21 protein-coding genes are annotated in these 21,718 nt (G+C 48.1%); 8 read left to right on the forward strand and 13 right to left on the reverse strand.

The genetic code is table 11. The annotated features are described in order from the left end of the window. Window positions 1–173: 173 nt before the first annotated feature. Together ACQSGY_RS07285 and ACQSGY_RS07290 are read left to right on the forward strand one after the other, a co-directional pair. A complete protein-coding gene (locus ACQSGY_RS07285; RefSeq protein ID WP_427051330.1) occupies window positions 174–1,418 on the forward strand; it encodes a cytochrome P450 family protein in 1,245 nt (414 codons plus the stop codon). A 233-nt stretch (window positions 1,419–1,651) separates the two neighbouring features. Further along, window positions 1,652–1,813: a ribosomal protein L7/L12 gene (locus tag ACQSGY_RS07290; RefSeq protein ID WP_427051331.1), complete on the forward strand. Its 162-nt coding sequence runs from the start codon at window positions 1,652–1,654 to the stop codon at window positions 1,811–1,813. 223 nt (window positions 1,814–2,036) lie between these two features. Here the strand turns inward: ACQSGY_RS07290 and ACQSGY_RS07295 are convergent, their stop codons facing one another. From ACQSGY_RS07295 to ACQSGY_RS07335, 9 genes are all read right to left on the reverse strand, one after another. Continuing rightward, a complete protein-coding gene (locus ACQSGY_RS07295; protein WP_427051332.1) occupies window positions 2,037–2,792 on the reverse strand; it encodes an SDR family NAD(P)-dependent oxidoreductase in 756 nt (251 codons plus the stop codon). Window positions 2,793–2,982: 190 nt separating this feature from the next. Further along, window positions 2,983–4,710, reverse strand: a complete 1,728-nt coding sequence (poxB, locus tag ACQSGY_RS07300; RefSeq protein WP_427051333.1) for a ubiquinone-dependent pyruvate dehydrogenase — start codon at window positions 4,708–4,710, stop codon at window positions 2,983–2,985. A gap of 289 nt (window positions 4,711–4,999) precedes the next feature. After that, a complete protein-coding gene (locus ACQSGY_RS07305) occupies window positions 5,000–5,761 on the reverse strand; it encodes an SDR family NAD(P)-dependent oxidoreductase (RefSeq protein ID WP_427051334.1) in 762 nt (253 codons plus the stop codon). A 191-nt stretch (window positions 5,762–5,952) separates the two neighbouring features. After that, window positions 5,953–6,261, reverse strand: a complete 309-nt coding sequence (locus ACQSGY_RS07310) for a Dabb family protein (protein WP_188591856.1) — start codon at window positions 6,259–6,261, stop codon at window positions 5,953–5,955. Window positions 6,262–6,425: 164 nt separating this feature from the next. Beyond that, complete coding sequence (locus ACQSGY_RS07315) at window positions 6,426–6,677, reverse strand: type B 50S ribosomal protein L31 (protein ID WP_111270833.1); 252 nt, start codon at window positions 6,675–6,677, stop codon at window positions 6,426–6,428. Between the two features lie 143 nt (window positions 6,678–6,820). Next, complete coding sequence (locus ACQSGY_RS07320) at window positions 6,821–7,087, reverse strand: HPr family phosphocarrier protein (protein WP_240636690.1); 267 nt, start codon at window positions 7,085–7,087, stop codon at window positions 6,821–6,823. Between the two features lie 206 nt (window positions 7,088–7,293). After that, window positions 7,294–8,370: an NAD(P)-dependent alcohol dehydrogenase gene (locus ACQSGY_RS07325; protein WP_427051335.1), complete on the reverse strand. Its 1,077-nt coding sequence runs from the start codon at window positions 8,368–8,370 to the stop codon at window positions 7,294–7,296. A 71-nt stretch (window positions 8,371–8,441) separates the two neighbouring features. Continuing rightward, entirely contained in the window at window positions 8,442–10,601 is a 2,160-nt protein-coding gene (locus ACQSGY_RS07330) for an alpha-glucuronidase family glycosyl hydrolase (protein ID WP_427051336.1), read from the reverse strand. Further along, the gene (locus tag ACQSGY_RS07335; protein ID WP_427051337.1) at window positions 10,598–12,781 is read right to left on the reverse strand and encodes a glycoside hydrolase family 52 protein; all 2,184 of its coding nucleotides are present in this window, start codon (window positions 12,779–12,781) and stop codon (window positions 10,598–10,600) included. The genes ACQSGY_RS07330 and ACQSGY_RS07335 overlap by 4 nt, the downstream gene beginning before the upstream one ends. 212 nt (window positions 12,782–12,993) lie before the next feature. Here ACQSGY_RS07335 and ACQSGY_RS07340 point away from each other — a divergent pair, with 212 nt between their 5' ends. After that, window positions 12,994–13,905 carry a helix-turn-helix domain-containing protein gene (locus tag ACQSGY_RS07340; RefSeq protein ID WP_216514364.1) on the forward strand — a complete coding sequence of 304 codons (912 nt, stop codon included), beginning with the start codon at window positions 12,994–12,996 and terminating at the stop codon, window positions 13,903–13,905. 80 nt (window positions 13,906–13,985) lie between these two features. On the opposite strand, the gene ACQSGY_RS07345 is transcribed toward ACQSGY_RS07340, so the two are convergent. Next, window positions 13,986–15,383, reverse strand: coding sequence for an aldehyde dehydrogenase (locus ACQSGY_RS07345; RefSeq protein ID WP_427051338.1), 1,398 nt, complete (start codon window positions 15,381–15,383; stop codon window positions 13,986–13,988). A 156-nt stretch (window positions 15,384–15,539) separates the two neighbouring features. Continuing rightward, window positions 15,540–15,842, reverse strand: a complete 303-nt coding sequence (locus tag ACQSGY_RS07350) for an ArsR/SmtB family transcription factor (protein ID WP_111270827.1) — start codon at window positions 15,840–15,842, stop codon at window positions 15,540–15,542. A gap of 489 nt (window positions 15,843–16,331) precedes the next feature. On the opposite strand from ACQSGY_RS07350, the gene ACQSGY_RS07355 reads away from it, so the two are divergent. The 5 genes from ACQSGY_RS07355 to ACQSGY_RS07375 all read left to right on the forward strand — a co-directional run bounded on the left by ACQSGY_RS07355 (window position 16,332) and on the right by ACQSGY_RS07375 (window position 20,298). Continuing rightward, window positions 16,332–17,006, forward strand: a complete 675-nt coding sequence (locus ACQSGY_RS07355; protein WP_427051503.1) for a GntR family transcriptional regulator — start codon at window positions 16,332–16,334, stop codon at window positions 17,004–17,006. Between the two features lie 67 nt (window positions 17,007–17,073). After that, on the forward strand, window positions 17,074–18,141 hold the full coding sequence (gene uxuA, locus ACQSGY_RS07360) for a mannonate dehydratase (RefSeq protein ID WP_145402013.1): 1,068 nt from the start codon (window positions 17,074–17,076) through the stop codon (window positions 18,139–18,141). Beyond that, window positions 18,138–19,019 (forward strand): SDR family oxidoreductase, encoded by an 882-nt coding sequence (locus ACQSGY_RS07365; protein WP_427051339.1) that lies wholly within the window; start codon window positions 18,138–18,140, stop codon window positions 19,017–19,019. The genes uxuA and ACQSGY_RS07365 overlap by 4 nt, the downstream gene beginning before the upstream one ends. Window positions 19,020–19,168: 149 nt before the next feature. Beyond that, entirely contained in the window at window positions 19,169–19,930 is a 762-nt protein-coding gene (locus ACQSGY_RS07370; RefSeq protein ID WP_427051340.1) for a DUF421 domain-containing protein, read from the forward strand. Further along, on the forward strand, window positions 19,927–20,298 hold the full coding sequence (locus ACQSGY_RS07375) for a DUF4363 family protein (protein ID WP_188591848.1): 372 nt from the start codon (window positions 19,927–19,929) through the stop codon (window positions 20,296–20,298). The genes ACQSGY_RS07370 and ACQSGY_RS07375 overlap by 4 nt, the downstream gene beginning before the upstream one ends. 108 nt (window positions 20,299–20,406) lie before the next feature. On the opposite strand, the gene ACQSGY_RS07380 is transcribed toward ACQSGY_RS07375, so the two are convergent. After that, entirely contained in the window at window positions 20,407–21,108 is a 702-nt protein-coding gene (locus tag ACQSGY_RS07380; protein ID WP_427051341.1) for a M50 family metallopeptidase, read from the reverse strand. A 43-nt stretch (window positions 21,109–21,151) separates the two neighbouring features. Continuing rightward, on the reverse strand, window positions 21,152–21,679 hold the full coding sequence (locus ACQSGY_RS07385) for a hypothetical protein (RefSeq protein ID WP_427051342.1): 528 nt from the start codon (window positions 21,677–21,679) through the stop codon (window positions 21,152–21,154). Window positions 21,680–21,718 lie beyond the last annotated feature (39 nt).

Raw genomic sequence — 21,718 nt, forward strand, 5'->3', positions numbered from 1 at the left:
TTTGCTAAATGTGCAAGCTCATTTCTTACTTAAATTGTTGTTTTCTGGAGCTATGTACGATATTCCTGCATCTTTTTGGATATTTGTCGTTATGCAACAAGGTTTCGATGCTTTACGTATGGAATACATACAGAGCAATAGGCTCTAACACCACAGGAGAGGAGATTGTGCATTTGAATCCGAATGAAACCAATGAGATTCATCAAAACGATGAGAAGCATGCGTCCAATCAAAACCGTAAGAACACAAACTCCCATTTGTTCACAGCTGCATTCACAAACAACCCTTATCCGGTCTATGAAAAATTAAGAAAAGATGAGCCTGTCTTCAAAGTCATGTTTCCCCATGGCGAATTTGGCTGGATCATTTCCCGATATGAGGACGCCGTTCAGGTGTTAAAGGATTCACGGTTTAGCAAAGATATGGTCAAACGTTACGGAGCAGATCGCCAAAGCATTTTCTCCAGCACGATGCTGTTTTCTGATCCGCCCGATCATCGTCGCTTGCGAGGACTTGTGCAGAAGGCTTTCACACCTCAACTTGTCGCAGGCATGAGAAGCCATATTCAGGACATCGCTAGTGATCTCCTGGACAATCTGCCTTCACAAGAAACGATGAATCTGATTGATGACTTCGCTTTCCCGCTGCCCATTATTGTTATAAGTGAGATACTTGGAGTGCCATTGAAGGATCGGGACAAGTTCCGCATGTGGTCCAACACCTTTATTGAAGCCTCTACGATGAAGAATACAGAGTTGCTGCACCAACACATTCAGGAATTTACCGAGTATCTCACGGCCTGGTTCGCCAAAGTGCGCAAAGACCCTGGACAGGATCTGATCAGCCAGCTCGTCATTGCCGAGGAATCGGGAGACCAGTTAAGCGAAAAAGAACTGCTCGGCGTTGTGTCGCTGCTCATTATTGCTGGACATGAGACCACCGTCAATCTAATTGGAAACGGTATTCTGGCCCTGCTGGAGCACCCCGAACAACGGGATTTGTTAATAAAGCAGCCCGAGCTTATCCATCAGGCGGTTGAAGAAATGCTGCGATACAATGGACCTGTCGAATTCAGTACATCCCGATGGGCTACAGAGGATATCGAATTTCGAGGGCAACACATCGCTAAAGGTGATCTTGTAATTGTTGCGCTGGATTCAGCGAACCGGGATGAACAGCAGTTCAAGGACCCGAATGTGTTCGACATTACTCGTGAGAAAAGTGCTCATCTCGCCTTTGGCAAAGGCATTCATCTCTGTCTCGGTGCGCCGCTGGCACGTCTTGAAGGAGAAATTGCTGTAAGCACATTGTTACATCGTTTTCCAAACATGAGGCTTCAAGCGGATGTCGACACACTGGAATGGAGACCGGGCATGGTCGTTCGTGGCGTCAAAGAGATCCCGGTACAACTGATATGAGCGGCTTCTTGATGGTTGTTTTCCTGCTAATGATTCCGATTCTGTGGTCAAAAATGAGCAGTTTGCAGCGTCAGGTCGATGACTTGAAATCCGAAGTGGAACGCCTTCAGAACAGCACACCCGGCGTGGGAAATTCTTTTACTATGAACAGCTCTTCTTCAGTCCATAACACTTCTCCCTTTTCTAAGCCTGTTAAAGAAGATTCGATGAATGCAGTGAGTACAATCCATACCATGAATACAAGTGACCACGGTTCGCAGGATCTTGATCTGGATCGGGAGCTTTTGGACATGCTGCGTCGCGGCAACAAAATTCAAGCGATCAAGCGACTGCGCGAAGCCCGAAACCTTTCTTTGAAAGAAGCGAAAGATTACGTAGAAGCACTGGACAGGTAGGCGAAGAAATCAAGTAACGGCAGCCTCTAGAAATTGAAGAAGATCGTCAACTGGACGAAATGTCGTGATAAAGAGAAGCTTCGATATCCAATCTAGTATCGTAACTCAGTAGGTATGCTCTATTACAGAAGTCATGTCTCCTATTCAACGAAAAAAGGAACTGTGTGGTTGATCCGCATGGTTCCTTTTTTCTCAAGTCCTATATCAAAATAAAGCTATCGTTTTATTGAGCAGTAACAGCACCATCAATTGCATATACAGCGCCGTTAATGTATGGTGCATCGTCTCCAAGCAGGAAGGATACCAGATTAGCGATTTCTTCCGGCTTGCCCAGACGTCCAGATGGAATGCTATCTACCGTAGCCTGGAAAACCTCCGGATTATCTTTACCGAATTGAACGACCATTGGTGTCTCAATGGTACCTGGAGCAATGGCATTAACGCGGATGTTTTCCTTGCCATATTCAATTGCCGCTGTACGTGTCAAGCCAACAACACCGTGTTTGGTCGCAGCGTACGGAGCCACTGCCGGAACACCTACAATGCCCGCTGTAGAAGCGGTGTTAACGATGGAGCCGCCCCCCGTTTTGAGCATTTCTGTAATGACATATTTTAATCCATAAAATACACTTCTCAAATTGATATCAATAATTTGGTCAAATTGCTCAATCGTATGTTCAATTAATTTGATGCCGGGGCCAGCGATGCCTGCATTGTTGAAGAAAATATCAATTCGACCGAACGCTTCGATCGTTTTTTTCACATAATTCTCTACTTCAGCAGCTTTACTCACATCAGCCTGAACAAAAATCGCCTTACTTCCCAGCTGTTCAATCTGCTTCACCGTTTCAAGTCCCGTCTTCTCTACCAGATCCACAACAACGATGGAAGCACCCTGTTCAGCCAATTTCAGCGCTGCTGCCTGACCTAACCCGCTACCTGCTCCTGTGATGATCGCAACTTTTCCTGTGTGACTCATGATGATCTCCTCCAAATTATGTGTCATTTCTAACTGTGCTTATACCTTCCCCGGATCACTTGGATCAACTATGTAGGAATCAGGAAGGAAGATTCTTCCTCCTGACTGTACCTATTCTAATCAAAAATATGTTTTAAAACAAACTTAAGCTCTGAACTTGCTTCCAAACCTAATGCACATGACAACTGCCTCATCGAAGCAGATTCGTTTTGGCAAGCTCGATCAATTCATCCCCGCGCCCATTGAGAACAGCCTTCATCATCCATAATGTGAATCCTTCGGCCTGTTTAAGATTGATTTTTGGCGGCAGGGACAGCTCCTGACGATTAACAACGGCGTCAATCAGAACCGGACCATCATGCTGCAGCGCACGTTCGATCGCTCCTTCCAGTTCCCCCGGATCTTCTACGCGTATTCCTTCCATGCCCATGGCCTGTGCAACCATTGCGAAGTTTGGATTCACAAGCTCCGTACCGGATTCCAGGAAACCGGCGGCTTTCATCTCAAGCTCTACAAAGCTGAGTGCGCTATTGTTAAACACCACTACCTTCACTGGAAGGTTATGCTGCTTCAGCGTGAGCAGATCGCCCATTAACATCGCTAATCCCCCGTCTCCTGACAACGAAATGACCTGTCTTCCGGGATTAGCAACCTGAGCACCGATTGCCTGTGGAAGTGCGTTTGCCATCGTGCCATGATTGAACGAGCCCAGCAATCTGCGGTTCTGACTCATCTCCACATAACGTGCAGCCCATACGGTTGGAGTACCTACATCACAGGTGAATATCGCATTCTCTGCAGCGGCATCACTGATAACTTTGGTCAAATACTGCGGATGAATCGGTTTTTTGCCTGGTTTACCCACAGCCAGCTCGTCCAGCTCCTCACGGACCTTGGTATAATGCTTCACACTTTTACGCAGATGTTTATCGCTATGTTCGGCCGTCAGATGTGGGAGCAGCGCTTCGAGCGTTGCCTTGACATCCCCGCACACACCATAATCCAGTTTGGTACGACGGCCGAGATGAGAGGTTTGAATATCTACCTGAAGCACAATTGCATCCTCGGGATAGAATTGCCGATATGGAAAATCAGTTCCCAGCATAAGCAGCACATTACAGTCCATCATCGCATGATATCCTGAGGAGTATCCAATCAGTCCGGTTAGTCCGACCGAATACGGATTATCATACTCCAGATATTCTTTGCCTCGGAGTGCTATGACCATAGGCGCTTTCAAGCGCTCACAGAGCTCCAGCAGCGGTTCACGTGCACCAGCACAGCCCGCTCCGCATAGAAGTGTAATTTTTTTATCCTCATTCAAATATTCTGCCAGCTTGGCGAGCTCCGGCTCTGACGGATGCACGACAGGATGCGGCGCATGATACACATGCTCGGGAACAGGAAGATCGGCGGCCGCTAGTCCCGCAACATCTCCCGGCAACACGATAACAGATACACCCGAACGCGCAACTGCAGTCTGCATCGCCATCGTAACCGATCGTGGCATCTGCTTGGCGGTTGTAATGACTTCACAATAATGACTGCACTCCTGAAAAAGATACTCTGGATGGGTAGCCTGAAAATACTCGCTGCCAATCTCGTCACTCGGAATATGAGCCGCAATAGCCAGTACCGGCACACGGTTGCGGTGGCAATCATACAGTCCGTTAATCAAATGCATATTACCCGGCCCGCTGCTGCCCGCACATACGGCAATGCTTCCACTGACCTGGGCATCCGCACCAGCAGCAAAAGCAGCAACTTCCTCATGCCGGACATGAATCCATTCAATTTTGCCCGACCTGCGTATAGAATCGAGAACCGCATTCAGCGAGTCTCCAACAATGCCGTATATTCGGTGAATACCAGCGTTTAATAAAGCTTCAACAAGAACATCAGCTATCGTTTTTTTCATCGTGTGTGGTCACTCCTTTAATCCGTTGTTTAGAATAGGTTTCCATCCCGTGAATATACCTATTCTTATACCCCGGATTTTTGAAGAGCGAATCAACTTCATATGTCAATTCAAATATAAAAAGACCGATGTATCAATTGGACTAGAGATATTCGTAGTAGATTTGCACAGTCCAATTTACACAGACCACCAACATACACAATAATCATTCTTATCAGTTCTGAAAAATAAAAAAATCCGCCTGCCCACTGGGCAAACGGATATTCATCACAAACAAAGCGAGTCCAATTTATATGGCTGGCATTACATTGCCGCCGCTTACAGGAATATACGCCCCGGTAATAAAAGAAGCTAGATCGGACGCCAGAAAAGCAACTGCATTGGCAATTTCCTGATCTTCTCCCCTGCGTTTCAGCGGTACGGTTCGAGTGTAAGCTTCATCATGTCCAGACTCAATGGTCCGATCACGTTCACTGATTGTCCAGCCTGGGGCCACCTGATTCACCGTAATCTGATATTCGCCGACTTCCTTGGCTAATACCCGATATACCCCATCCATGCCGCGCTTGCCAGCCGTATAAGCAGATTGGTGCGCAAAATTTTGCATTGCACATTCGGTATTAATACCGATGAAACGACCCGCTCTCATATGCTGCATGTGTGGGATAAACGCTTTGGCCAGATACACACTTTGCATCACGCAGGATTCGAACTGGCTCACATAATCCTCAGGCGCTTGCTCCAGCACACTTGTCCATTCATACTGAATGACCGCATTGGCAACAACGATATCAACACCGCTCAGCTTGCTCTCAATTTCATCCCGTATCCGAAAAGAGGTTTCCTGTTTGGTGATGTCACCTTGCACAATTACTGCCTGACGGCCTATTACTTCAATTTCGCGCTGTAATTCCATAGCCTTGGCTTCGTTGCTTATGTAGTGCAGAGCCACATTTGCGCCGCAAGCAGCAAGAGTACGTGCTATAACTCTGCCCAATTGCCCGGTTGCGCCGGTAACTAATGCCGTTTTCCCCGTAAGGTTCAGCTGCATCTCTGAAATAACCTCCTTCTGCAATGTGATTTATGCATTCAAACTTATGCGTAGAAAACGGTTTCGATTGTCTGCATGTTAAGTGCATTTTGTTATATACATTTCACCAAACAAGTCAGCTTGTTCTTCAATTCATTCAAATCATTATGAATATAAAAATACAATAGTTTCGCATCCTCGCCGCCCTGCTCTTAGGCACCATTGTGCTGAATCAGGTCGATTTCCTGAAAGCGGCTAACTTCCTTCTCCCAGCGCTCTGCAACATACTGACGATGCACCGGATGATCATTATAAGCGTCATATGCTGCCTGATCTGCAAAAACCATCGAAAAGCTGTAGTCAAACTCATTCTTGGCGCTCACCTGGCGTAACACCTGAAAGTCCTCAACACCCGGTATAGCCGCAAGCGCTTCCTTACTTTCCTTCAAAAAAGTTTCAGCTTCCGCTGTATCCTTGCCTGCATAAAGTGTAAATGTCACCATATGTGTTATTCTGCTCATCTCTGTTTCCTCCTTCATATGTTTGAACTCTATGCTCTAGTTTACAACTGAAAGGATTGAAAGCGCAATAATTGGTTGATCTCTTCTTGATCGAACAATTGCTGAAGACACAAAAAAAACCCGGAATGAATCTTCCGGGGTTTCCTTTGTTATCTATGGGTAAACTAGTTTTTGAGGTTGTATTTACGGTTGAACTTGTCAACACGTCCGCCGATATCCACGTTTCTTTGTTTACCAGTGAAGAACGGGTGGGATGCGGAGCTGGTGTCTACACGGATCACAGGGTATGTGTTACCGTCTTCCCATTCCATTGTTTCATTCGAGAATTTAGTCGAAGAAGCAAGGAATTTGTAGTCAGCACTTGCGTCGTAGAAAACTACGAGCTGTGTTTTAGGATGGATGTCAACTTTTGGCATAATCTATTTACACTCCTTTAATATGGGTACTCCCTAGAATCAAACTAAATTTTATTATACTCTTTTTTCGCACGAAGTACCAGCAAGATTTGCAGAAAAGACAAAAAATTTATAATCCATGCGTTGATCCATCTGATTCAACATTACGCCGAGCCTTTTTCCAGTACATGCAGCATGTACTCGAGCGCCTCCAATTCATCTCTTCCCCGTGTCTGCAGGCGGACAATGCTGCCATTTCGAAGTGGAAGCAGTGCCATACCAAGCAGACTCTTCACATCTACGCGATGCTCGTGATCTGCCTCCGTATACGACAATAATATCTCTGAGGAAAAACGTGACGCTTGTGAAGATACCGACAACAGCTCATCCCGATGGAAATCCGCGTGAATCATAAATTCATGTGTTCTCACAACCTTCAGTTCCTTTCGCTAAGTTCTGAACACCTTCAGGGTGTATGCTATAGTTCATGTGTTTTCATTTATATATTAAAATCATCATGAATTATACCATGTGCTGGCAGGTTGTCCATGCTTTTCAGGCAGAAAAAACAAAAAAATGAGCCTAACCGATAAGAAAAGCCCTGCACATCTCTATGCACAGGACTCCTTCCTACTTTTTACATCCCATTCGGGTAAACCATAACTTTCAGACTTCCGCTCTTGTTATACAGCGCCCGCTCCATAGCCTGCTGTGTCTCTTCCAGCGGATAACGATCCGTAATCAACGACATGACATCATGCTGTCCCGAGCTTAAAAAAGCAATGCCCGCCGGATACGTATTGGCATAACGAAATATGCCGTAAATATCCACTTCATTGTCCGCTATAAACGGTACATTGATTGCAATCTCATCCTGCGCGGGCAAACCAACAATGGCAAGCTTCCCACCTCTTCGCAGCGAGTAGAGAGCAGACTGTAAAGCCTTCGGATTGCCTGCCGTCTCCCAGGCGGTATCCACCCCGATGCCTCCCGTAATTTCCTTAATTACGGTCAGAGCATCTTCATGACGTACATTTATGGTGTGTGTAGCTCCCATCCTGCGTGCGGCCTCAAGGCGAACCTCTTCCAGATCCGTTACGATAATCGTCTGAACACCGAAGGATTTGGCAGCCGCTACAGCCATCAGCCCGACAGGACCCATGCCCATAATGGCAAGTGTTGTACCTGGAGCCAGTTTACTTCGACGTGCCGCGTGAATACCCACAGAGAACGGCTCGTTCATTGCCGCTTCCTCATACGTCAGCTGATCCGGGATCGGGAATACCATATCCTCGCGTATGACCATGTACTGTACAAATGCACCGTCTACCGGAGGGGTAGCCAGAAACTGAACGTCCGGGCACAGATTGTAACGTCCCTCTTTACATGCATGACATCGACCGCAGGTTACTCCGGGCTCAATGGCAACCCGATCCCCCGGTTTCAGCCTGGAGACGTGCTCTCCAACTGCCGCAATCATGCCTGCACATTCATGCCCCAGAATAATCGGCTTTTCTACAATAAACCTGCCAATGCGGCCATGCTCAAAATAATGGACATCCGATCCACAGACACCTACAGCCATGACCTTCACCAGCACTTCGTTCGCAGAGGGCCTGGGCACAGGCTGTTCCTCAATGATGATATGTCCGGGCTTTGTCATAACTGCCGCTTTCATTGTTCCGGGTAGCTCATAGGATTCATGTCGAGTCATACGCATTCTCCTCCTTGTGTATGTCAGTGCTGTCTTTCTATATTAAAGAAAACGCTGCGTGCTATTCACTTTTAATAGATCGTTCTTGCATGCTCATCCTGAATACCGCTCTTGCGATAGAAATACGTGTTGATCATATCCCGCCACTCCTTCGCATGCTCTGCCTGTTCCGCCTGCAGCTCAGCCACCTTGCTGTAAATCACCGGGTCCACCTTGCCCTCCAGTTCTCTCCAGGTTTCCGCCAGTGCTTCTGCCTGCTCTACCCCTTCGAAATGAGTGTCGTAGATATGCTGTATAACCGTTTTACCGGAGTGCAGCACATGCGTATATGGCACATGATGGAAAAAGAGAATCAGCTCATCCGGACAAGTCTCCAATGATTCATATCTGGCCGCATTTTCGGGATGATATTGTGACGTGTATCCTGTACCACTTTTCACCGTCCGATCAACCCCAATTCCATAACGATCGGCAAAGTGATACGTTCCCCACTTGGAATACTCATACCCGTCCACATTTGGCCCGTAGTGATGATCCGGATTCACCATCCAGCCTACCCCGAGAGGGGCCGTATAATTTTCATAGATATCCAGTGAGGATAACAGCATGCCCGTAATCCGCTCAACAACCTGCTCATCATGCCCGAACGTTAAACGCACCCATTCATCTGCAATCTGCTCTGCTGACAGGTCGGGATTCCACCCCAGTCTGCCATAGCCGTAAAGATTGGCTTGAGCCAGCGGATGCCCGGTCCAGCATGCATCAGCACCAATATTGGATACCGCGGCAAACCCGCTATATGGACGCTGATAAAGCGAGCCGTCAGCAATGCGTTTGATCTCGGAGCCCTTGCCCTTGGCATACGTGTCGAAATCCAGTACTTCCTTCCACTGAGGCACAAGAAACGCGAGATGTCGCTGCTGCCCTGTGTATTCCTGCGTGATCTGGAACTCAATGATCTGGTTTGTGTTTTCCATTGCTCCGAATAGAGGTGAGACGGCCTCCCTTACCTGGAAATCCATCGGTCCATTTTTGATCTGCAAAATAACGTTATCCGCAAACCGACCGTCTAACGGCTTGAAATGATCATAAGCGGCACGTGCCCGGTCTGTAGAACGATCCCGCCAGTCCTGCTTGCAGTTGTATACAAAGCAGCGCCAGATGACCAGCCCGCCAAATGGACGAAGAGCATCAGCCAGCATGTTGGCACCGTCAGCATGATCACGATTATAAGTGAACGGCCCTGGTCTATTTTCCGAGTCGGCCTTGATCAGGTAACCGCCGAAATCAGGAATTGCAGCATATACCTTCGCGGTCTGGATGCTCCACCATTCCCGCACCTGCTCATCGAGCGGATCAGCGGTTTGCAGCCCGCCCACCTCAATCGGACTCGCATAGTTGGCACTGAGAAATAAACGAATGCCATATGCTCTGAACGCAGCGGCGACCTTTGCAACATCACCCAGATACCGCTCGGTGAGGAACAAGCTCTCTTTCCTGTGAACATTGACGTTATTGATCGCTACAGCATTAATACCGGTGGAAGCAAGCAGCCGTGCATAGTCTCGTATGCGGCCTATATCTTGTGTAAATTCTCCGTTCTCGTAAAAAATAGAACGTCCGGCATATCCCCGCTCAATACTGCCGTCCACGTTATCCCACTGATTGATCATTCGCAACGAATTCACAGGCTGCTCGGTTATGACAATCCGCTCAGGCTGACTTTCCGTCGCGACAGCGACAGCGGCTGCACCAGCTTCGGCGCCTTCCTGCTTCAATGTCAATTCGCGAAGCAAATGAAAGACTGCATACAAAATACCTTGCGGTGTTTCTGAACCAATCACCAGTTCACGTTGCGACTCATCTTCCCGAATAATGAACCCTTCACCATGTACAGCGGCACGCTCAGCATCGGTAAGCACGTTCGCTGCGAAATCACTCCCGGCCCAAGTACCCAACCGGATAGCTGGTCCACGTTCGTTCTGCTGTGAGCCCTGCGTTTGAGATTTAATCATTTTGGGCTGGACCCCATATAACTTACCGAGCCCTTGGGAGAGCTCAGTAAGTGCTGTATCCATCACTTCATGCTGCTCCTGCACTTCAACCCGCTTGCTCCAGAGAGGAGCTGCCTTTCGTGCAGTATCCTTCGCTCCTGGAAGTGCAGCGTGATAACCTAGCCAGGCATCATATTGTGGACCGGACAGACCGGATTGAATAGTAGTTTGACTCATAGTACAGCCTCCTTGCTTGCATAAATCTCTGCCAGACGATTGCCTTTTCCTTCAAGAAGCCACAGTATGGAAGTTACGCCGCGTGGATAGTATTTGCTGCCCACCGCAACACCGGACAAAATCTGATCACTCCAGCACCAGTAGGACTCTTCCGGATGAAGCAGCCACTTCACATGAGCAGCGTCTGCGGCTTTCCCGGACTCATCCCATTCCACGCCAAGTATCTCACGAGCAATAAATTGGGACAGATAGATTTTGCTCAGCCAGGAGTTGTTGCTTGTGGAAGACAGCTTCCATCCTCCATCTTCAAACAAACATGTTCCCGGAACAAGTACCGTCTGCAGATGTGTGTGGAGTGCCTTCATATAGGATCCGAATCGGCCGTTAATATCCAGTGCTGCTTCACAGCCTGTAAAGTACGGGAATACCAGACCTTCAATGGCCGGAATAATACGGGAATCATTGTTTTCTGCAATGACAGCCGGGATATAACCACCATCGGTCAACTGAGCTGCCACGCTTGCTGCACATCGATCTGCCTGCTTGCCTGCCTGATGAGATAGTCCAGTCAACTTCTCCGCCGCAAACAGCTTCTCCAGGGCAACATATACGGCCCAGCACTTGCCGGCAAGATAAATATTGTTGCGAGATTGTCCGAGTGATACATCCAGGCTGTCGTATGTTGTAATCTCTGCTCCACCCTGCGTACGGCTGCTATCGAGACCCATCAAGCCATTACGCTCTGCTTCTTCAGGATGATCGCGGTTAAGCATGCTTTCGAAGCACTCCTGAATCACTGGCAGCATCTTCTGTACAAAATCCCGATCTTTCGTTTGCTCAATATAGACCGTTGCACAGCAAAGCCAGTTCACCAGCTCTTCATGGCTCATCTGTGAGAAGCAATCATCAATGCCGACCAGTTCGTATGCCGAGTGGCCCGGACGAGAGAATACATTGGCAATACCGATGTCATGCGTAAACGTAATCCCGCCTGGATACAGTTTTTCCTCTCCCGGGAAACGCACCTCATCCGTATAACTGTATCGTTTCACAAACCATTCCAGCTCGTTGCGCACTGTCCAAGGATTGAGAGCAAGCTCGAAATACAGCTGGTCTGCGGTCAGATCCAGCGTATTCATCATGCGGTATTCCCCTTCATTGACAATCCATAGCGGATCGCCATCGGCCTCCAGCAATTGTGTGCTGGCATAATAACTGTGAATGGAATGAGCCAGCATGAAGGATTGATCCTCACTAAGCGCTGCCGTTCCAAGGCGCTGATCCACCTCGGCACAGGATGCAGTCAACACATCAAATCGATTCAGCGCGTATTCACCCGCCTCCAGAATGTCTGAGAAATAACGAGTATACCAATACGTTGTGTCCATGCCGGTCGTGACAATTCCGCCGCGATAGAAACATACCGCGAACTGGAACGTACGCTTCTCACCTGCCGGCACCTCCATCAGCAGTACAGATGTAGACCCTAGACCAAAAGCCAGATTATCCCGGTGCTTCTCCTCCAGAATCTTCTCCAGTGTGAATCCGCGTGCCGGCCACAGGCCTTCATTTTTGGATAAAATTGCGGTCAGGCGGCCTTGTCCAACCCCTGTTAATGATCCGCCCTCAGGTCCGCCAATCAAACGCATCGCGGAATATGGATCACTGCCTTGATAACCGAAGTAGCCTTTACGCGTCTTTGTGCCTTGACTGTTGTCGATGGTCAGCTCTACCAATACCGCTGGCACAAGCGCATCCATCAGAGCTTCACGATCGCCGCTTGTCGGGTCTGGAACAGAGCGTACAGGTGAATAAATACGGAACTGCAGATCACCCGCATTCCACGTATCTGTCCCTGAAGTAAACTCACGCGTGATATCTTCATCCCGAAACGCAGCGATCAGCGGGTGCTCCCCTGAGCCATCTGTTGTCTGATTTCCGTGCTCGAGCTTCTCCACATCATAACGGCTGCTCTCATCCTCGCTTGCCTCGTAGAAAGGCAATGCCTGATAATGCTCTCCATCACGAGCCTGTAATCCAATATATACATTCTGGTCTGCCGGCTTGCCGAGTTCAAGACCCAATCCGCCTTTGGCTCCCTTGTAACCTAGCGTGAAACTGGCAAATGCCCCGATTGGTGCGTGATGCGCATTGTAAAAAATAGATCTGGCTGTACTCATTCTCCGTAACCCCTCTCGGAATAGATATGCATACGTTTTCATTAGCCCCATCCTATCACGCACTGCCCACGCATACCATGATCAAATCAATCGGATATTTACCCAAATCAAGCTGATGTATGTTAAAATATAAAGCGGTTACACCCATTCGACTTTATGGCTACCTTAATAAATACAGGTATAAAAAGAAACATACATAAGGAGAAATTCAGATGTCTTCCACTTATTTACCGCCCGACCTAGGAGAAAATGTGCATGAAGTTTTTTACCCAGATGTGCAAACAACCGTCAATCTGTTCGCAATCCACCTGCGGAGTGTCGGGAAAGATTGGGACTATCCGGCGCATGAGCACCCTCAGTATGAGCTGAACTACGTAACAGAGGGTGTCCAGTACATGACCATCAACGGCACGTTATATGTACAACATGCAGGCGAGCTGCTCCTGATCCCGCCGGGAAGCGTGCACTCCAGTCAGAGCCGGAACGGGCAGGGCTTTACTTACTTCTGCATGCATTTCGACATTGATGACCAGCTATTTCTCTCCCTTCTGGCCCGAATCAAACAGGTCTTGTTCAGCGCAGACAGCCCGGTAACCCGGCAGATCGAGCCTGTCTTGCACAAGCTCATGTCCTCAGCTCATGACCAGTCTGCCAGCGCAATGGTGCAGCGTATGAAGCTGCAGTCGGCGGTATTCGAGCTGTTCGGGCATCTGTGGGAGACCGTGTCCCAGGAAGCGGCACAGACGTTTACGGATGGATACGAACGAATTGAACTGGCGCACATGATCCGTACTCGGCTCCAAGGTCTGATGAGTCAGCAATTCAAGCAAGGACACGAATCCGACAGTCACTATGGCATTGATGATATCGCGGCTGAACTGGGGATCAGTCCTTCACATTGCAATCGGGTATTCAAGCAGGTGTTTGGACAGTCTCCTCGAGCGGTATTATCCCAGATGGTGCTGCATGAGGCTAAAGTTCTGTTAGGCAACCCCCAGCTCTCTGTGCAAAATATTGCGCTGATGCTCGGTTATAAAGACATTGCCCATTTCAGTCGTCAATTCAAACGGTGGTCCGGTATGTCCCCCTCCCGGTACAGACAGGAACAGCCTGCCCTGGAATAAGTCCAGCAGCAGGCTGTTTGAAGATATATTCCTTTATAATCGCTTAACAGCACTTCATGTCTTTAAACGATGGTTAGCTGCTATTTCAGCAAACGCTTGATCAGCTTCAGCTTGTTATCATACGGCGGGTACAGCACAGGCGGGTTAATCCTGGTGCTTTTTTTCAGAATACTCTTCATATGAGAAAAAGTCTCAAAGCTGTACCGCCCATGATATGAGCCTATGCCTGAATGTCCGACTCCTCCAAACGGCAGACGCGGATTGGCGACATGTGTAATCGTGTCGTTAATACAGCCACCGCCAAAGGAAACCTCGGTTAATACTTTATCCTGAACATCCTTATTGGATGTAAACAGATACAACGCAAGCGGCTTGGGACGTTTCACAATCTGAGCAATCGCTTCATCCAGGTGACCATAACTGATTATTGGCAAAATAGGCCCAAAAATCTCGTCCTCCATCGTGGCTGCACCCCATGAAGCATCAATCAAAGTCGGCTCGATAAAACGATGCTCCTCATCCGAAGCCCCGCCATAGATCACCTTCTCGCGATCTCGTTCAATAAGTGTCGTAAGTCGTTTAAAGTGTGAATGGTTAACAATGCGCCCGTAATCCTTATTATTTTGAATATCTGTTCCGAAGAAAGCAGCAATCGCTCCTTTCAATGCTTCAATCAAGGGCTGTTTTACACGCTCATGTACCAGCAAATAATCGGGTGCGATACAGGTTTGCCCTGTATTGAGCAGCTTGCCCCAGATAATGCGTTCAGCCGCCACTTGAATATCTGCCTGTTCATCTACGATGACAGGGCTTTTGCCACCAAGCTCCAACGTGACAGGCACGAGGTTTTGGGCCGCAGCCTGCATCACAATTTTCCCGACCGGTACACTGCCTGTGAAAAAAATATAATCAAAAGGCGCATGAATCAGCGCTGTTGTTGTATCCTTGGCCCCTTCGACGACCTGCACGTACTCTGGCTCGAACACCTCATCAATCAACTCCCGGACAACAGCGGATACGGCCGGGGTATGCTCCGACGCTTTAAGCACCGCCGTATTGCCCGCAGCAATTGCACCAACCAGTGGTTCGATGAGAAGCTGGAATGGATAATTGAATGGTCCAATGATCAGAACCGTACCGTATGGCTCAGGAATGATGAAGCTTTTGGAACCGAGAAGTGCCACTTGAGTTTTGACTTTGGTGGGTTTCATCCACTTTGATATCTTGCGAATCGTGTGTGTGATGCTGTCCAGCATAAAACCAATCTCCGTCGTGTATGACTCGAATTCACTCTTTCCCAGGTCTTGGTATAACGCCTCTGTCAGTCTGGTTTCGTACTTCTGTATAGCCTGCTTCAGGCGGGTTAGCCGCTGTATTCTCACTTCAGCCGAACGTGTGGCACCTGAACGAAAAAACGACTGTTGTTTTGTCAAAATCACTTGAACATCTTCACTGCTTAACTCCTGCAACGTTGTCATAACTGCTTCACTCCTCATTTATTTTAGTGATCAAAGGTAGTTGTTAAAGGTTTAAACCTACGAACGTATACTATACATGCCTAGGCATGTTGTCGTTGGTAAACATAGTTTCTTGCTTTTGATCCGTCTATGACCGATCGTTTTACATGGCTCGAATTACAAACATTCCTCTTCCAATGCGGCAACAAGCTGTTTCAGCAGATCAACAGAAGCATGCAGGGAAGCCGAATAATAACGCTGTGTGCCCTTCTGTTCCACCGAGATCAGACCCTTCTCGAGCAGTAGCTTCAGATGATGGGATATGGCTGGACGGGAGAGACTGGACTGTTCCGTGATTTCATTCACCGTCATCCTGCCTTGTTCGCTAAGCATCAGCAAGATCGACTGGCGATGATTGTCGCTTAACACTTGAAACAACGGAATACAGGTTTGGAAAATAGATATGGCCTTCTGACTCATCGGTACACCTCATCTGTCTATATAAGTTGAGCTAAAGATTTTACACAATCCACTCCGATGACAGAACAACCTGAGAGTAGCGGTTATCCCCAGATTTTTTCGATTCCCTTTTCCAAAGGGAAAATCCGGTGATAAAGGCGACCGCTTCGCTTTTTCAGGTTTTTTCTGTCCTCTTTCGTTCACGTGTAAATAAATAGATCAACTTATATATTTCTGATTTATATTTAACGTTTTTATTTATGTCGTTTGGTTTAAACATTTAAACCTAATAGTTAAATAATATTACAAACCGGAACTAATCGCAACCATGCACTTGTCCTCGTACAATCCATGCGCTCATATCCTTCAATTTTTCCTTGCGTTAGAATCAAAATAAAACGCTTCCATTTCACCATACTTGTATGGTAGTATGGCAATGAAGGAGTTGAAGTTGTGGATCAAATCCCGAAGTTGTCAACCAAAGCCGCCTTGCCGCCCATAACAAGTCATCTGTCTGCGCTGAACAAGCAGGCCTACTCGACACGAGATCTTGTTTATGACACGCTGAAACAACAGATTTTGAGTCTCGAACTGCCACCGGGCACAGCCATATCGGAGAAGGAAATCTCGCTGGGCTTCCAGGTTAGCCGAACGCCTGTCCGCGAAAGCTTTGTAAGGCTGGCCCAGGAAGGTTTACTGGAAGTGTATCCGCAGCGCGGGACGTATGTCTCCCTCATTCATGTTGATCTGGTTGAAGAAGCCAGGTTCATGCGAGAGCATCTTGAACGAGCAGTCATTCGTCTGGCATGCGCACATTTTCCGGCCGAGCAGATGTCAGCTCTTGAACAAAATCTTACACTCCAGCAGCAATGCCTGAAGGAACCGGATGATCGGCGTATGTTTCAACTGGACGAGGAGTTCCATAGCACTCTTTTTGCAGGCTGTAACAAAAGTAAAACCTGGACCGTGATTGAGCAGATGAGTGTGCATTTGAATCGAAGCCGTATGCTCCGTCTGTCCTCGGATCATCACTGGGATCACCTGATCGAGCAGCACAGATCCATGGTTCAAGCGATCCTGCAGCAGGATGCAGATCAGGCAGAACGTCTGGCACAGGAGCATCTGCACCTGACCGTGACAGACCTGAGTATGCTTCGGGATACATATGCTTCCTATTTTCAATGAGCTACATTTACTGCCCTACATCACAAAGTTTAAAGCAGCTTCCACTAATCATGATGAGGTGAATGGAATGAAGATGGTTTTTCGCTGGTTTGGCGAAGGCAATGACACAGTTTCACTGGATCACATCCGGCAAATTCCTGGCGTTGAAGGTATCGTATGGGCGCTGCATGATGTTCCCGCCGGGGATGAGTGGCCGATGGACAAAATTCTCGCGGTCAAGGCAGCTGCCGACAAAGCCGGGCTGCATCTGGATGTTGTAGAGAGCGTTAACATTCATGAGGATATCAAGCTTGGATTGCCTTCCCGGGACAAATATATCGCAAATTACATTAAAACGATGGAGAAACTTGCCCAGGTAGGTGTCAAAGTCATCTGTTACAACTTCATGCCGATCTTTGATTGGCTTCGTACCGATATGCACAAAGAGATGGAAGACGGTTCAACTGCCCTTTTCTATGAAAGCAGCAGATTGCATAACATCGAACCGCTGGAGCTTGTTCGCAAAATCACTGAAAACTCCGCGCTGACCATGCCAGGCTGGGAGCCGGAACGTCTTCAGTATCTGACCAGTTTGTTTGAAGCCTACAAGGATGTAACCGAAGAAGATATGTGGGAGAACGCCCGTTATTTCCTGCAGGAGATCATCCCGACTGCCGAACGCCTTGGCATTCGAATGGCAATCCACCCGGATGATCCGCCATGGCCAATCTTTGGTCTTCCTAAAATCATCATTAATCAGGATAATGTTCGCAGATACCTGAAGCTGTATGACAGCCCTGCTAACAGTGTAACCTTGTGCAGCGGTTCTCTCGGAGCCAATCCTGACAATGATATCATTGCGATGATTCATGAGTTCAAAGATCGTATCCCGTTTGCCCACATTCGTAATGTGAAGGTCTATGACAATGGTGACTTTATTGAAACGTCTCACCGCAGTCAGGACGGCAGTGTAGATATTGCAGGCGTTGTGGAGGCCTACCACGATATTGGCTTTGAAGGATATGCCAGACCCGACCATGGACGACATCTGTGGGGAGAACAATGCCGACCGGGCTACGGGCTGTATGACCGTGCACTCGGTATTATGTATCTCTGGGGTGTCTGGGATTCACTGCAAAGGAGGTCAAACGCATGAGTACAAACGAGCACAGCTCCATCTCACATTCTGAACAAACACCACGGCTGAAGGGCAAAACGGCTGTTATTACCGGTGGTGCAGGTGTCTTATGCCGTGCCATGGCTGAAGAGCTTGCCAGACATGGTGCACAGATCGCCATTCTGAACCGCACCGTATCGAAGGGCCAGGAAGTGGCTGCTTCTATTGAGCAGGCAGGTGGTCGTGCCATTGCCGTTGCATGTGATGTAACACAGGCTGACAGTGTGCAGGCGGCGGCAGATATCGTTCGCGAGCAGCTCGGTCCTTGTGACATTTTGATTAACGGTGCAGGTGGCAATCATGCAAGCGCCAATACGACGAATGAAATTTTTAAACCCGAGGATCTGGGCAACCCGGATGTAACCACCTTCTTTGATGTTAGTGTTGATGGTTTTCGTCAGGTGATGGATCTGAACTTTGTCGGCTCCCTTATCCCTACTCAGATTTTTGCCAAGCAGATGATTGAACGTGATGTACCGGCTACAGTTATCAATATATCGTCAATGAGCGCCCCTTCGCCTATGACCAAAGTTCCGGCGTACAGCGCTGCCAAAGCAGCCATTAACAATTTCACGCAGTGGCTTGCCGTGCATCTGGCGGAGTCCGGCATTCGGGTCAACGCTATTGCCCCCGGCTTCTTCCTGACCGAGCAGAATCGCAATCTGCTCCTGCAGCCTGACGGTTCGCCAACCGAGCGCTCCAGCAAAATCATCGCACATACACCGATGCGCCGCTTCGGCAAGCCGGAGGATTTGCTGGGAACATTAATGTGGCTCGCAGATGAGCAGCAATCCGGCTTTGTGACGGGCATTGTTGTACCTGTAGACGGCGGATTTATGGCTTATTCAGGCGTATAAACTCTTTTTTCACATACTTAACCTCTTGAACTGATTATCTATATATCTGTAACTCGAACCGAAGCTCGTGATTTCATCATGGGCTTCGGTTTTTTCATGTTTGCAGTCTGAAGCAGAAGGAATAAGTTGCCTGCTTGTGGGCAAGGATTGTGGATGTAAAGGACGGTGAACTGCACATGATGGAGGAAACAACGGTTGTTGCCGTGCGAGCTATTATCGCTTTTCTCACCTTAATTATCTATACGAGGGTACTGGGAAAACAGCAGATGGGCAACCTGACCTATTTTGACTATATTAACGGCATTACGATCGGTTCCATTGCAGGCACGTTTGCGACCGATTTGTCGTCCAAGGCATGGATTCATTTTGTGGCCCTGACCATATTTACGCTAATTACCATTCTCTTTCAATACATTACACTCAAGAGTCGTACCTTCTCTAACATCATGGACTCTGATCCCACACTCGTCATTCAAAACGGCAAAATTCTGGAGCAGAATCTGAGTAAAATGCGCGTAAAGTTCGATGAACTTACCATGATGCTGCGACAAAAGGATGTATTTGACCTGACCACCGTCAATTATGGCATTCTGGAGCCGGACGGCACCCTCTCCATTGCACTGAAACCGGAGCTGCAGCCCGTCACTGCCAGTGACATGCACATGCATCCACCACCCCAAAAGCTCATGACTGAGCTGATCGTTGATGGCATTCTGATCAAGCCAAATCTGGCGCAGCGAAACAAAAGTAGTCAATGGTTAACCGAGCAATTGAAAAAACAAAATCTGACCATTCAGGACATTGCCTTTGCCGCCATTTTACCCAATGACAAGCTGTATATTGATCTGTACAAGGATCAGCTACCTGAAAAGTCAGAACCTGAAGAGGACAACAAGGAGGGCAGAAAATGAAAAAACAATCATGGCTGCTCTATGCAATCCCCATTGTCATGCTGTTACTGTTTATCGCTATTATGGTTAGCGGGACTTGGCTGAAAAAACCTTTTGGTACGCAGGATCGGTTATTCGAATCTATACAGCTGCTGGAGAAGCACGTTCAGGACAAGCAGTGGACCAAAGCCAAAGCACAGGTCGACTATGCCATGCAAGCCTGGGATCGCATCGTCAATCGGATCCAGTTCAGTGTGGAACGCGAGACCATCTATGATATTCTGGGTGCACTCGCACGAATGCAGGGTGGTATTGCGGCGAAGGATGACCAAGCGATTATGGAGGAAATTTATTATTTTTATGCATTGTGGGATAACCTTGGGGATTAACTGTTACTGACCATGACATGAAAAAAGCAAAAAAACACCCCCTCTCTCTGTGAAAAGGAAGTGCTTTTCGTTCAGGCATGGCAGCCTGTTCCCGTGATACCCGGTCGATTATGCTCTGTTGAACCTGCGAGACCTGGGCGCATTTGCCTTGCCTTCTTTGCGGAAGAAGAGTGTGAGCGCTCCCCTTGCACACCATAGAGCAAACAAAGCAAACAGCGTACCCCAGAACAACGCAGGCAGAAATGTCTGCTGTGCCAGATTCGCTGCATCTCCAGCCTGAGAAGGACGTGTCCATGAAGTCCAGCCGATGTACATCGCACTGACCACCGACTCCTCCAGCGTAATAAAGGCGAGCAGCAGATAATAATACTTGGCAATTTTCGCCCCGAAGATCATGATAACCACATTCAGAGCAATAAACCCGGTCAACCACAGCATGCCGAATTCCCCTCTGACATATAACAGCAATGAGACAAGAGCCACAGCCGTCATTAATCCAAGTCCCCACATGTGCCGACCTTTGCGATACAGATAGAACAATAACCATGCAAACAGCGATGCCCCGATGTATCCTGCCAGCGAAACAAATATCGATCTCCCTGGTGTCAGCATGGATGAATACGTTACACCACTGTGGTCCGCATACAATTCAATCCGCAGCACCTTGCCGGACAACACCAGTGTCATTAGCGCATGCGCGAATTCATGAATCATCGTATCCAGATTACGAAATAAGGACGAGAACGGGATCATCCGGGTCAGAAATACAGAGGCCATCAGAAAAAGAATCGTTTTGAGCCACTTGTTCACTCTGTTCAGACCTCCTTGCCTTCATGTAAGCGAGCCTATCCCATTATACTACGTGCTCTTCCCCTGCTTCGTTTCGTCTTTTGAAGTCCAGTGCACATCGTTCCATCCACCAACAGAAGCTGCGATTATGTCCAATGAAAAAAGAAGAAAGATCATATCGGCCGCGCCCGGGCTCATATGTCACTAATAATCGGTTTTTCATTCGCTGCAGCGCATAATTCACGAACTGCTCGGATGCCGGGCTATGAATCAGCGTTACATAAGCATACAGGGAGTGATCAACAGGTTCATCCAGCGGACTGACGCCTGCACATGAAAACTCCGTCTGCACACCTGCTTCATGCAGCAGGCTTAGCGAAGAGACTAACTCTGTATCAACCTCAATCCCGTTCCAGATCGCTGTCTGTTTGGGAATAATGACCTGTTTATCCCGCTCGGTCCAGTACATCAATTCCTGCTTTCGTCTTCTCCACAGATGGGCGGGCTGCTCACTTAACAGCACTTCCTGCTCTTCATTTTGTTCATGCGGGTCCATCGTATCCTCCTCTTCTGCTTCATCCGGTCGTCTCAAGCGAAAGAGAGCACATCGCTGTGCTCTCTGCTTCGCAAA

Source organism: Paenibacillus sp. TC-CSREp1 (assembly GCF_050171015.1).
GTDB classification, from domain to species: Bacteria; Bacillota; Bacilli; order Paenibacillales; family Paenibacillaceae; genus Paenibacillus; species Paenibacillus silvae.